General features: G+C 73.5%; 13 protein-coding genes. 5 read left to right on the top strand and 8 right to left on the bottom strand.

Annotated elements, in window-relative coordinates:
- Nucleotides 1-4: 4 nt before the first annotated feature.
- The 3 genes from AMOR_RS14280 to accC all read right to left on the bottom strand — a co-directional run bounded on the left by AMOR_RS14280 (nucleotide 5) and on the right by accC (nucleotide 3773).
- Entirely contained in the window at nucleotides 5-1654 is a 1650-nt protein-coding gene (locus tag AMOR_RS14280) for an acyl-CoA mutase large subunit family protein (protein WP_248362324.1), read from the bottom strand.
- A gap of 74 nt (nucleotides 1655-1728) precedes the next feature.
- Entirely contained in the window at nucleotides 1729-2241 is a 513-nt protein-coding gene (locus AMOR_RS14275; protein ID WP_248362321.1) for an acetyl-CoA carboxylase biotin carboxyl carrier protein subunit, read from the bottom strand.
- Nucleotides 2238-3773, bottom strand: a complete 1536-nt coding sequence (gene accC / locus AMOR_RS14270) for an acetyl-CoA carboxylase biotin carboxylase subunit (protein WP_248362318.1) — start codon at nucleotides 3771-3773, stop codon at nucleotides 2238-2240. Before accC ends, AMOR_RS14275 begins: the two co-directional genes overlap by 4 nt.
- 251 nt (nucleotides 3774-4024) lie before the next feature.
- Here accC and AMOR_RS14265 point away from each other — a divergent pair, with 251 nt between their 5' ends.
- Nucleotides 4025-5278, top strand: a complete 1254-nt coding sequence (locus tag AMOR_RS14265; protein WP_248362292.1) for a GAF domain-containing sensor histidine kinase — start codon at nucleotides 4025-4027, stop codon at nucleotides 5276-5278.
- 22 nt (nucleotides 5279-5300) lie between these two features.
- Here the strand turns inward: AMOR_RS14265 and AMOR_RS14260 are convergent, their stop codons facing one another.
- Together AMOR_RS14260 and AMOR_RS14255 are read right to left on the bottom strand one after the other, a co-directional pair.
- On the bottom strand, nucleotides 5301-5792 hold the full coding sequence (locus AMOR_RS14260; protein WP_248362288.1) for a DUF2267 domain-containing protein: 492 nt from the start codon (nucleotides 5790-5792) through the stop codon (nucleotides 5301-5303).
- 72 nt (nucleotides 5793-5864) lie between these two features.
- Nucleotides 5865-6623, bottom strand: a complete 759-nt coding sequence (locus AMOR_RS14255; RefSeq protein ID WP_248362285.1) for a lysophospholipid acyltransferase family protein — start codon at nucleotides 6621-6623, stop codon at nucleotides 5865-5867.
- 99 nt (nucleotides 6624-6722) lie between these two features.
- Between AMOR_RS14255 and AMOR_RS14250 the strand changes: the two genes are divergently transcribed.
- Nucleotides 6723-7175: an Rrf2 family transcriptional regulator gene (locus AMOR_RS14250; RefSeq protein WP_248362280.1), complete on the top strand. Its 453-nt coding sequence runs from the start codon at nucleotides 6723-6725 to the stop codon at nucleotides 7173-7175.
- Nucleotides 7176-7336: 161 nt separating this feature from the next.
- Here AMOR_RS14250 and AMOR_RS14245 read toward each other — a convergent pair whose 3' ends face one another.
- Nucleotides 7337-8653: a glycosyltransferase family protein gene (locus AMOR_RS14245; protein ID WP_248362277.1), complete on the bottom strand. Its 1317-nt coding sequence runs from the start codon at nucleotides 8651-8653 to the stop codon at nucleotides 7337-7339.
- Between the two features lie 223 nt (nucleotides 8654-8876).
- On the opposite strand from AMOR_RS14245, the gene AMOR_RS14240 reads away from it, so the two are divergent.
- Both AMOR_RS14240 and AMOR_RS14235 read left to right on the top strand, forming a co-directional pair.
- Entirely contained in the window at nucleotides 8877-10058 is a 1182-nt protein-coding gene (locus AMOR_RS14240; protein WP_248362274.1) for an NAD(P)H-dependent flavin oxidoreductase, read from the top strand.
- Nucleotides 10059-10202: 144 nt separating this feature from the next.
- Nucleotides 10203-10406 (top strand): cold-shock protein, encoded by a 204-nt coding sequence (locus AMOR_RS14235; RefSeq protein WP_248362271.1) that lies wholly within the window; start codon nucleotides 10203-10205, stop codon nucleotides 10404-10406.
- A gap of 79 nt (nucleotides 10407-10485) precedes the next feature.
- Here AMOR_RS14235 and AMOR_RS14230 read toward each other — a convergent pair whose 3' ends face one another.
- Nucleotides 10486-10683: a hypothetical protein gene (locus AMOR_RS14230; protein WP_248362268.1), complete on the bottom strand. Its 198-nt coding sequence runs from the start codon at nucleotides 10681-10683 to the stop codon at nucleotides 10486-10488.
- A 113-nt stretch (nucleotides 10684-10796) separates the two neighbouring features.
- Between AMOR_RS14230 and AMOR_RS14225 the strand changes: the two genes are divergently transcribed.
- Nucleotides 10797-11417 carry a DUF2231 domain-containing protein gene (locus tag AMOR_RS14225; protein WP_248362265.1) on the top strand — a complete coding sequence of 207 codons (621 nt, stop codon included), beginning with the start codon at nucleotides 10797-10799 and terminating at the stop codon, nucleotides 11415-11417.
- A gap of 30 nt (nucleotides 11418-11447) precedes the next feature.
- Here the strand turns inward: AMOR_RS14225 and AMOR_RS14220 are convergent, their stop codons facing one another.
- Nucleotides 11448-11771 carry an FKBP-type peptidyl-prolyl cis-trans isomerase gene (locus AMOR_RS14220; RefSeq protein ID WP_248362262.1) on the bottom strand — a complete coding sequence of 108 codons (324 nt, stop codon included), beginning with the start codon at nucleotides 11769-11771 and terminating at the stop codon, nucleotides 11448-11450.
- Between the last annotated feature and the right edge of the window lie 8 nt (nucleotides 11772-11779).

Genomic DNA, 11779 nt, shown 5'->3' with positions numbered 1-11779 from the left:
ACGGCTACAGTACCACCGTCTCCCGGTACTCGCCGTAGACCTCGCGCAGCGCGTCGGAGATCTCGCCGAGCGTCGCCTCGGCCTTCACCGCGGCGAGGAAGAGGGGCATCAGGTTCTCGCTCCCCTTCGCGCCGGCGCGCACGGCGTCGAGCGCGGACTTCACGCCCGCCTGGTTCCGCGACTTCCGGAACGCCTGCAGCCGCTCCACCTGGCGCGTCTCGAGGGCCGGGTCGACCTTCATGACCGGGACCGGCGGGTCGTCGGACTTGAAGGCGTTGACCCCCACCACCACCTGCTCCTTCGCCTCCACCTGGCGCTGCCAGGCGTACGCGGCCTCCTGGATCTCGCGCTGCACGTAGCCCTTCGAGATCGCGTGGACCATGCCGCCCATCTCGTCGATCTTCCGGATGTACGCCTCCGCGCGGCCCTCGATCTCGTCGGTCATCGCCTCGATGGCCCACGAGCCGCCGAGCGGGTCGATGACGTCGGCGACGCCGGACTCGTTCGCGATGATCTGCTGCGTCCGGAGCGCGATCCGCACCGAGTCCTCGGTGGGGAGCCCGAGCGCCTCGTCGCGGGAGTTGGTGTGGAGGGACTGCGTGCCGCCGAGCACCGCCGCGAGCGCCTGGATGGTGACGCGGACGATGTTGTTGTCCGGCTGCTGCGCGGTCAGCATCGAGCCCGCGGTCTGCGTGTGGAACCGCAGCATCATGGAGCGCGGGTCCTTCGCCTTGAAGCGCTCCTTCATGATGCGCGCCCAGATCCGGCGCGCCGCGCGGAACTTCGCGACCTCCTCGAGGAGGTTGTTGTGCGCGTTGAAGAAGAAGCTGAGCCGGCCCGCGAAGGCGTCGACGTCGAGGCCCGCCTTCACCGCGGCGTCGACGTACTGGATGCCGTCGGCGAGCGTGAACGCCACCTCCTGCACCGCCGTCGAGCCCGCCTCGCGGATGTGGTACCCGGAGATCGAGATCGGGTTCCACTTCGGCATCACCTTCGCCGTGTACGCGAAGATGTCGGTGATGATCCGGAGCGACGGCTCGGGCGGGTAGATGTACGTGCCGCGCGCCGCGTACTCCTTCAGGAGATCGTTCTGGATCGTGCCCTGGAGGTCGGCCGGCGCCGCGCCCTGCTTCTCCCCCACCGCCTGGTAGAGGGCGAGGAGGATGCCCGCGGTCGAGTTGATGGTCATCGACGTCGAGACCTCGCCGAGCGGGATCCGATCGAAGAGGACCTCCATGTCGCGGATCGAATCGATCGCGACGCCGACCTTGCCGACCTCGCCGCGGGCGCGCGGGTGGTCGGAGTCGCGCCCCATCTGCGTCGGCAGGTCGAACGCGACGGAGAGGCCGGTCTGGCCCGCCTGGAGCAGGTAGCGGTAGCGCTTGTTGGACTCCTCCGCGCTGCCGAAGCCCGCGTACTGGCGCATCGTCCAGAAGCGGCCGCGGTACATCGTGGACTGCACGCCGCGCGTGAAGGGGTACTCGCCCGGCAGGCCGAGGCGATCCTCGAGGCCGGGCTTCACGTCGTGCGCGTCGTAGACGGGCTCCTCGCGAATGCCGCTCGTCGTCTCGAACTTCGCCCGCCGTTCGGGGGCCTTCTTCACGGCCTTCCCGTAGGTCCCCTCGAGCCAGCGCTGCTTCTTCTCGTCGGCCATGTGCCTCTCCCGTCACCGTGGTGAGCGCCGCCGCCTCGCGCGTCGCGGGGGTCGCTCCCGAAAGAACTTCGTCGCTACTCGACCGCGCAGAGCTTCGCGTTGCCCTCCACGGTCTGGCCCTCCTGGACGTGCACCTCGACCACCTTGCCGTCCTTCGGGCTCTTCATCTCGTTCTCCATCTTCATGGCCTCGACGACCACGAGCCCCTGCCCCTGCCTCACGTCGTCGCCCGGCCTCACCAGCACCTTCACGATGCGTCCCGGCATCGGAGAGGTGACCGTCTGCTTCCCCGCGATGGTGAACCGCGCGGAGGCGCGGCGCATCCTGAGCTTCCGCTCGTCGAGGATCTCGAGCGGGAACACCGAGTCGTTCACGCGGACGTGCACCTTCGCCCCGCGCTCGTCGAGCGTCGCGGTGTAGCTCTGGGTGTCGACGATGAGCGAGAGGGTGCCGTAGTCGTGCTTGAACGCGTCGACGACGTGCACCCGGTCGCCGATCCGGACCTCGTAGAGGCCCGGGCCCTGCTGCGTCACCTGGACGGTCGCCTCGCGGCGCCCGCCGTCGAGGAGCGCGACGTACGTGGTCATCCCGTCCCTCCGCGGAGGCTGCGGAAGCGCCCGAGGCGCGCCCACGCCGAGCGCGCCGCCGTCGCCTCGCCGCCGCGCGCGGCGGACGCCTCGGCCTCGTCGTGGTCCCGCTTGTAGGCGGACACCGCGGCCGCGATGAGCGCGACCTGCTCGAAGCGCGGGTCGGGCGGAGACACGAGGTCCTTCTCGTACGTCGCGCAGAAACCGGTGTCGTAGTCGCCGGACCGGAACGCGGGGTGCTCGAGGGCGGCCATGAGGTACGGGATGTTCGTGGTGATGCCGTGGACCGTGTACTCGCCGAGCGCGCGGAGCAGCCGGTCGATGGCCTGCGGGCGCGTCGGCGCCCACGCGATCACCTTCGAGATCATCGGGTCGTAGTACGGGGGCACCACCCAGCCCCCGTAGACGCCGGAGTCGTCGCGGACGCCGGGCCCGCCGGGCACGCGCAGGTAGGTGATCTTGCCCGGGCTCGGCATGAACCGGCGCGCCGGGTCCTCGGCGTAGACGCGCGCCTCGATGGCGTGGCCGCGGCGGACGACCTCCTCCTGCGGGAGGATCCGCTCGCCCTGCGCGACCTCGATCTGCATCCGGACGAGATCGAGCCCGGTGAGCATCTCCGTCACCGGGTGCTCCACCTGGATCCGGGTGTTCATCTCGAGGAAGTAGAAGCTCCGGGTCGCGTCGACGAGGAACTCCACGGTGCCGGCGCCGCGGTACCCGACCGCCTTCGCGGCCTTCACCGCGACCTCGCCCATCGCCTGCCGCATCCGCTCGTCCAGGATGCAGCTCGGGCTCTCCTCGATGACCTTCTGGTGCCGCCGCTGGACCGAGCACTCGCGCTCGCCGAGCGAGACGCCGTTCCCGTGGTCGTCGCAGAAGACCTGGATCTCCACGTGCCGCGGGCGCTCCAGGAACTTCTCGACGTACAGGCGGTCGTCCCCGAACGCGCCCGCCGCCTCGCGGCGCGCCGACTGCCAGAGCGAGGCGAGGTCCTCGGCGCGGTCGCACCGCTTCATGCCCTTGCCGCCGCCGCCGGCGGCCGCCTTGATCATCACCGGGTAGCCGATGCGATCGCAGAACGCCCGCGCCTCGGCCTCGTCGGCGATGGGCCCCGGCGATCCCGGCACGATCGGCACGCCGGCCGCCTCCACGTTCCGGCGGGCGGTGGTCTTCTCGCCCATGGCGTCCATCGACGCCGGGGGCGGGCCGATGAACGTGATGCCGGCCCGCTCGAGGGCGCGGGCGAGGTCCGCCTTCTCGGAGAGGAACCCGTATCCGGGATGAACGGCGTCCGCGCCGGTCCGCCGGGCCGCGGCGACGATCCGGTCCACGACGAGGTAGCTCTCCCGCGCCGGCGACGGCCCGATGTGCACCGCCTCGTCCGCCTTCCGGACGTGGAGCGCGCCGCGATCCGCCTCGGAGTAGACCGCAACGGTGGAGAGCCCCATCTCGCGACACGTGCGAAGGACGCGGACCGCGATCTCGCCGCGGTTCGCCACCAGCACCTTCCTGATCGGCCTCTTGGAGCTCATCCTGGATCGCGCTGGAACCGCCGAGGGCCCGCCACGATACCCGCGGCCCTGGGCTCGGTAAAGCGGATCTCCCACATCGACCCCACCAGTCGCCGACGGGTCGGACGCGTCGAGCAGAGCGCTGACGCGCGGCGTCGCGAGCGCCCGATCGCGGGCATCGCGCAGGTGCATCGACCGGCGAATCGGCCGTGGCGCCCCCGGGCAGGCCGGGGGGTTCCACGCGGGCTCCCTCGCCCCCACGATCCCGGGGCATGTCCGAGGAGGATCTGGTCCGTCACGAGCCCGCGCGCAGCGAGGGCGAGGGTGAGGTCGCGCCGCGCGCCGGGATCGCGGACGCGGTCGAGCGCCTCCTGTCCGTCGAGCCCGAGGAGCGCGCCCTCCGGCGGCTCGTGTCGACGCTCGCGGACGCGGTGCCGGTGGCGGACTCGGCGCTGCTGCTCCTCAGGCACGGCGAGCGGCTCGAGATCGCCGCCTCCGTCGGCCTGGACGAAGCGACGCCCGAGGTGGTCGTGGAGGGCTTCGGACGTCGCGCCGCCGAGGGCGAGGCGGTCGTGATCTCGGCCGATCCGGGGGCGCCCTTCCCGCCCGGGACCCGCTGCGGCGCCGGCGCGCGCATCGCGACGGCGGAAGGACCGGCGGCGCTCCTCCTCGGGAGCCGCAGCGCGTCCGCCTTCGAGGCCGAGGCGCTCGCGCTGCTCCGGATCGCGGCGGACCGAGCCGCGCTCTCCCTCGAGCGCAGCCGGCTCGAGCGCGAGCGCGCCGCTGCCGCGGAGGAGGCGAGCCGTGCGCGGGAGGAGATGGACTCGCGCCGGAAGGCGGTGGACTTCATCCTCGGGATCGTCGGGCACGACCTCCGCAACCCGCTCGGCGCGATCCACATGTCCGCGGCGCTCATGCAGAAGCGTGGCGCGCTCGAGGGCTGGCAGGCGCGCGCCATCGAGCGGATGCGCTCGTCCGCCGGGCGCATGGGCCGGATCATCGCGGACCTGCTCTCGTACACGCGCACGCGGCTCGGGAACGGGATCCCCATCGATCGCCGCCCCGCGCGCCTCGACGACATCGCGAAGCGGCCCGTCGACGAGCTCCAGGCCGGGAACCCGGACCGCGCCATCGCGCTCGAGGTCCAGGGCGACCTCTCGGGCGAGTGGGATCCCGATCGCCTCGAGCAGGTGGTCTCGAACCTGGTCTCGAACGCCATCGACCACGGCGACGCCCAGACGCCGGTCCGGGTCGAGCTCGCCGGCGACGGCGAGGCGTGCCTGCTCCGCGTCGCGAACCGCGGTCCGCCGGTCCCGCCCGAGGTGCTGTCGCACCTCTTCGAGCCCTTCTCGCGGCCGCCCGAGGAGAAGAGCCGGAAGGGCTCCGGCCTCGGCCTCGGCCTCTACATCTCCCGCGAGATCGTCCGCGGGCACGGCGGCGAGATCAGCGTCGCGTCCGGCGAGGAGACCGTGATCACCGTCCGCCTGCCGCGCCGGGCGCCGTCGCCCGCGCCGACACCGGCCTGATCGCGCGCGGGACGCGCCTCGCTCACCGCGCCGAGCGGAAGAGCTCGCCGAGGTCCCCGGGGAGCCGCGCCGCGACGGCCTCGGCCTCCTCGGGCGCGAGCACCGCGCGCGCCGCGGCGAAGACCGCGCGCACGTACAGCGCTGCGGCCCGCGGCGGGTGCTGCAGCAGCCTGGAGACCTCGAGGACGTACTCGGCGGCGCTGGCCGGAGCCCGGACGTGCGCGTTCAGGTTGAGCTCACCCTCGCGGATCTCGGTGGGTAGCGGGAAGGGCAGGCGGGCGAGCAGGACCTCGAGCGGGGGTCCGTCGAGGGCGCCGCGAAGCGGGCAGAGCACCGCGAGCAGCACCTTCTGGAGATCGACCTCGGAGCCGAGCCGGGCCTCGAGCGTGTCGACCAGGCTCGCGTGCGGCCGGACCGGAACCCACTCCGCGCGGGCATCGAGCTCGGCGGGGCCGAGCGCGCCGGGGGCGCTGCCGACGGCACCGTCGACGGCGTACGTGTGCGTGATGGGCATGCCCGCAAGGTGGGGCGCCGGCGGGCGCGCGGCACGGACCGCGCGGGCCCCTCGACGCCTCCGGCCGCCGCGTCAGGCGCGGGCGGTCGCGGGCGCGCGGGGTGCCGGCCGGTGCTCCTCGGGCAGCGCGGCCGTGATCGCGGCGCGGGCGGCCTCCCGGAGGTCGTCGACCGACGGGTGCGCCGCGGGGTCGATGGGATCGAGCACCGTCACTCGCGCGTCCATGCGCTGCCGCAGCACGAGCCCGTGCTTCGGGAGCGCCTCGGACGTCCCGGTGACCACGACCGGGATCACCGGGACGTTCGCCTCGAGCGCGAGGCGGAACGCGCCGTCCTTGAACGCCTGGAGCCGTCCGTCCTTCGAGCGGGTGCCCTCGGGGAAGAGGAGCACCGGCGTGCCGCGGGCGAGGTGCGCGCGGCAGTGCTGCATCATCTTCCGGATCGACTCCCGGTCGCCGCGCCAGATCGGCACGTAGTCGTTGATCCACATGTTCCAGCCGACGAACGGGATCCGGAACAGCTCCGCCTTCGCCACCCACTTGAACGGCCGGAAGAGCGCGTAGAGGACGAGGATGTCGAGCAGCGAGAGGTGGTTCGCGACGAGCACCGCCGGCCCGTTCCACGGCAGCTTCTCGCGCCCGGAGACCCGCACGCGCCAGAGCGGGTTCGCGACGACGTAGAAGCTCCCCCACGCGCAGGACCAGAGGTGCGACGCGATCCGGCGCCGGTCGAACGCGACCGTGACGAGCCACACGACGAGCGCGACCGCGAACAGGAGCGGCAGGGTGAGGATGAAGAAGGCCCAGTAGACGACGGAGAACGCCCGGAGCACGGGCGCATCCTCCCGCCGAGCCGCCCATCCCGCAAGGGGACGGCGCCCCGGCGCCGGGCGGAGGTTGACGACGGAAACCCGACGGTTACAGATGGTGCGATGGCGTCCGGCCGCTTCGCGATGGCGGTGCACGCGCTCGCGGTGCTCGCGCAGTCCGACGAGGGCTTCCCGTCGGCGTTCGTCGCGTCCTCGGTGAACACGCACGCGGTGTTCCTCCGCCGGATCCTGCGGGACCTCGTGAGCGCCGGGCTCGTCACCGCGCGCGAGGGGCGGACGGGCGGCTACCGGCTCGCCCGGCCGGCGCGCGCGATCACGCTGGCGGACGTGTACGCCGCCGTCGAGCCCGAAGGTCCGCTCGCGCCCTCGCCCGCCGAGCCGAACGCGCGCTGCCCGGTCGGCGCCGGCATGCGGAGGGCGTTCGCGGCGACCGCCGCCGAGGCGAAGAACGGGCTCCTCGCCGCGCTCGCGGCGCGGACGGTCGAGGACGTGTCGCGGCGGGCGCTCCGCGCGGGGCGGAAGAAGGAGCCGGCCCGGCGCGCCAGGCGGGCCTGACGCCCTTCGACTCCGCGGCGCTGCGCGCCGCTACGCTCAGGGCGAACGGGAGAAGACCGGGCGCCTCGGGGCGAACGGGATCAGCCGGGCGGGCGCCTCGGGGCGAACGGGATCAGCCGGGCGGGCGCCTCGGGGCGAACGGGATCAGCCGGGCGGGCGCCTCACGGCGCGACGCGCGCCTCGGGCGCCTGCGCGACCGCCTCCAGGATCCGGTAGAGGCCGAACTTCGGCAGGTGCATGTAGCCCGCCCAGGCCGCGCCGGCGAGGAGCCCGTCCGCGAGCCAGTCGGCGAGCCACTCCGAGGCGAAGCGGGCCTCGCGCTGCTTCAGGCCCGCGCCGCCCTCGCGCGCCCAGCGCCGGTTGTACCGTTCGTGAACGCCGACCGGCGGCGCGAGCACGAGCGGGATCCCGAGCGCGCCGTAGAACGTGAGCTCGGACGGCTTCGTCCAGAGGACGTCGGTGCGGGCGAGGAGCGCGTTGAAGCGGGCGTAGTAGTCGGGGAAGCCGCGCGCGGCGAGGATCTCGACCCCCGCCCCGACGAGCGCCTCCATCCCGGCGCGGTGGAGCGCCTCGCGGAACCGGGCCTCCACCTCGGGCCGGACGCCGGCGACGAGCGCGATGCGCAGCCGGCCCGCCTCGACGGCGCCCCGGAACCCCGGCAGGAACGCCTCGGCCATGCCGGCCTGGGCGCCGGCGCCGCCCACGGCGAAGGTGAGCAGGGCGGGCCGACCCTCCTCCTCGCGCGGGAGCGCGCCGAGGAAGTGCGCGAGCTCCTCGGGGACGGAGCGGCGGAACTCGCCGGAGGGATCGAGCCGGACGAGGCGCGCGGCGAGGTTCCGCTTCAGCGTCGGAAGCCCGGGCCCGCCGACGAGCGCGTCGGGGAGCGGGAAGCCGGTGAAGGTGATCCGCTCCGGCGGGACGCCGTACGCCTGGAGCCGCCGCGCCGCGCGGCGGGTCGGGACGAGGTACCGGATCCGCGTGCGCGACGGCTCGAGCGGCGCCCAGATCCGGTTGATGTCCGAGTCCGTCACGACGCAGAACACGCGGTCGAGGCCGGCGCGGTCGGCGACGATCGCCGGCGAGTAGAAGGTCGTGAGGAGCGGCGCGCCCGTCTCGCGGAGGCGCGCGACGAGCCCCTCCCCGAGCCGCTTCCGGGCGAGCCGCTCGAGCGCGCGGACCCCGTGGGTGGGGGCGGAGAGGTCGCGGAGCGGGTACAGCCGCGGGATGTCGGTCAAGGAGTCGAGGACCCACCCGAGCGGACGCCCCACCACCGGGATCTGCGAAAGGCGCGAGATCGCCTCGTACCCGCGGCGAACCCGCGCCCACAGGCGCTCCTCGCCGGCCGCGACGAGCGGCGGCTCGTCGACCTTCAGCACCTCGGTGCCGAGCGCGTCGGCGAGGGGCGTCGCGGCGCGGAGATGGCCGTAGCCCATCTCCACGGCGACGACGAGCGGGGTCTCTTTCGTCCGATCCGGCATGGCGTCTTCGCGGGCGCGGAGCGTATCCCACCCCCGCGCCGCGGCCCACCTTCCGCCGCGACCCGCCGATCCGCCTCCATCGGTGTCCGATTCACGAATCGGCGCACCGTGCCCCTTCGTGCCGCGCCGCGTCGCAGGTGCCGTGACATGAGGGTGACACGGCTCCCGTACCGTCTCGCCCGTCGCGCCGGCTTTCCCATCCCCACGGCGCCCTGGAGACTCCATGATCGGCGACCCCACCGTCCTCGCGACGGAGACCCTTCCGCCTGCGCCGCGGCTCGACCGCGCGGCGATCGAGGGGATCGTCGGCTCCGGCCGGCGCCTGCTCGTCCAGGGCGGGATGGGGATCCACGCCTCGGACGGGCTCGCCGGCAAGGTCGCCGCCCACCGCGGCGCGCGCCTCGTGGGCGTCGGCACGATCTCGGCCGTCGTGAAGACCGACGCGCAGCTCCGGGGCGAGATCCGGCGCGCGAAGCGCGAAGCGCCCGGCGGCTACTTCGGCCTGAACCTCATGGCCGCCATCAACAAGGGCGACTTCGAGCGGAACGCGAGGATCGCGATCGAGGAGAAGGTCTCCTTCATCGTGCAGGGCGCCGGCATCTCTCGCGAGATCGTCCGCTGGTGCAAGGAGGGCGGCGTGCCGTTCGTCGGTATCGTCTCCTCCGGCCGCCTCGCGGCGATGTACGAGAAGTGGGGCGCGGACTGGCTCGTCGCCGAGGGCGCCGAGGCCGGCGGCCACATCGGCGACATCGGCCACCCGCTGCCGTCGCTCGTCGAGGAGGTCGTCGCCGCGACGTCGCTCCCGGTCGTGGCCGCGGGCGGCGTCGACGCGTCCGACGTCTCGAGGTTCCTCGCCCAGGGCGCCGCGGGCGTCCAGATGGCGACGCGGTTCCTCGCCTGCTCCGACGGCGACGTCCACCCCGCGTTCAAGGACATGCACCTCGGCAAGACGGCCGAGGACGTCGTCATCATCACGAGCTGCGTGAAGGGGATGAAGGCGCGCGCGGTCCGCAACGCGTTCACCGAGAAGCTCGCGCGCGGTGAGGTGGTGCCCCCGAAGTCGAAGCGCTGGTACTTCGGCCCGGACGGCTTCCAGGGCCGCAAGAGCTCCTGCATCGAGTGCCTCGGCGAGGGGCTCTGCAAGTGCCGGGCGTCGAACTTCAAGGAGAGCTTCTGCATCGCCGACGCGCTGCTCGCCGCGGCGGTGAACGGCGACACCGAGAACGGCCTCTTCTACACCGGCCAGAGCCTCGTCCGGATCGGCGAGCGCGACGTGGAGCAGCTGCCCTCCGCCGCGGAGATCCTGGGCGATCTCGAGAACCGGCTCGCCGCCGAGGCCGACGCCCAGCCGGCCGACACGCGGCGCGGGCCGGCCGCCGCCGCGGGGCGCGAGGCGGCGGCGTAACGCACCGCGGCCGAACGCCCGACCCCGGTCAGGGACCCGCCCTCGACGCTTTCGTTATTTTCGGATACACGAATTTGGTCCACCGATTGTTCGGTTGGACCGAACGTCATCTCGGCGGATCGTCACGACGAAAAGAGTTTGTGAATGGCCACCGGCACCGTGAAGTGGTTCAACGACGCGAAGGGGTTCGGCTTCATCACGCAGGACAACGGTGGTGAGGACGTCTTCTGCCACTACAGCGCGATCCAGGGCGACGGGTTCAAGAGCCTCGCCGAGGGGCAGAAGGTGGAGTTCGACGTGGTGAAGGGGCCGAAGGGCCTCCAGGCCGCGAACGTCCGCAAGGCCTAGCACCTCGCGCCCAGCAGCGCGCGTTCGAGCCCGGTTCCTCGTACGAGGGGCCGGGCTCTCGTGTCTCCGGTGCTCCGCCTCAGCGGAGCAGGAGCATCGCCGCGACGAGGGCCGCCACGAGCGCGACGCCCGCGGCCGCGAGCGCCGGACCGCGCCGCCGCGGACGGACGAAGCGCTCGACGCCGGGGCTCGCGAGGCGCGCGCCCCGGGTGCCGTCGAGATAGCGTCGCCCGGTGTCCCGCAGATCGGGCAGGGGTCCCTTCGCTTGCCGAGCCATGGCCGGCATGCTCGCACATCCGCGGAACGCACGGCGTCCGTCCGGCAGGGCGGACGGGTCTCCGTTGCGCGCCGGATCGCCGGTCCGCACCGTGGTTCCGGGGGGAACGTTCCATGGCGATGCGTACGCACGAGCTGCACCCGTCCGTGATCCACATGCCGCTGACGCTCCTGCCGACGGCGGCGATCGTCGATCTCGCCGCCGCGTCGGCGCCGCGCTTTGGCCGCTCGATCGATCGGACGGGGCGCACGCTCTGGTGGGCGGCCGCGGGCAGCGCGCTCTTCGCCGGGCTCGCGGGCATGGCCGCGTCGCAGGAGGTGGAGACGCGCTCCGACCACGCGCGCGACATGATGTTCCTGCACGGGATCGGGAACTTCGGGCTCGTGCTCGCCGCGTTCGGCGTCGCGTCCTGGCGCGCGCGGAACCGCGCCTCGTACACGAGCGCGCTGACCGGGCTCGTGGCGTCCGGCGCGGCGATCTACACGGCGTACCTCGGCGGCGAGCTCGTCTACGCGCACGGCGTCGGGGTGAAGACGCTCGGCGGCGCCGCGGCCGAGGCGCCCGCGCTCTTCTCGGGCCAGGGGGTCGCGCGCCTCGGGCGCGACGCGGTGAAGGGGCTCGGGTGGCTCCTCTCCCGCGGAGCGCGCGCGGTGACCGGGCGCGAGCGGGTGAGCCGCGCCGCGCTCGGCCCCATCGCCGAGGCGGGCACCGGCGGCGCGCCGGCGATGCACTAGGCGACGAGCGCGCCGGAGCGTCCGGGCCGCTCACACGATCCGGAGCAGCTCCACCTCGAAGACGAGCGTCGCCATCGGCGGGATGAGGCCCGCGAAGCCGCGGCTGCCGTACGCGAGCTCCGGCGGGATGGTGAGCTGGCGTCGCCCGCCGACGCGCATGCCGGCGACGCCCTGGTCCCAGCCCTTGATCACCTCGCCCGCACCGAGCCGGAACGCGAACGGTCCGCGGCCGTGCGACTGGTCGAACACCTGCCCGCTCTCCAGCGTGCCGCGGTAGTGCACCTCGACGGTGTCGCCCCTCCGCGCCTCGGCGCCGCTGCCGGTGGTGAGATCCTCGACGATCAGGTCTGCCATCCGTTCCT

This window comes from Anaeromyxobacter oryzae (assembly GCF_023169945.1).
GTDB classification, from domain to species: Bacteria; Myxococcota; Myxococcia; order Myxococcales; family Anaeromyxobacteraceae; genus Anaeromyxobacter; species Anaeromyxobacter oryzae.
This window is presented reverse-complemented; position numbering and strand designations above follow the sequence as displayed.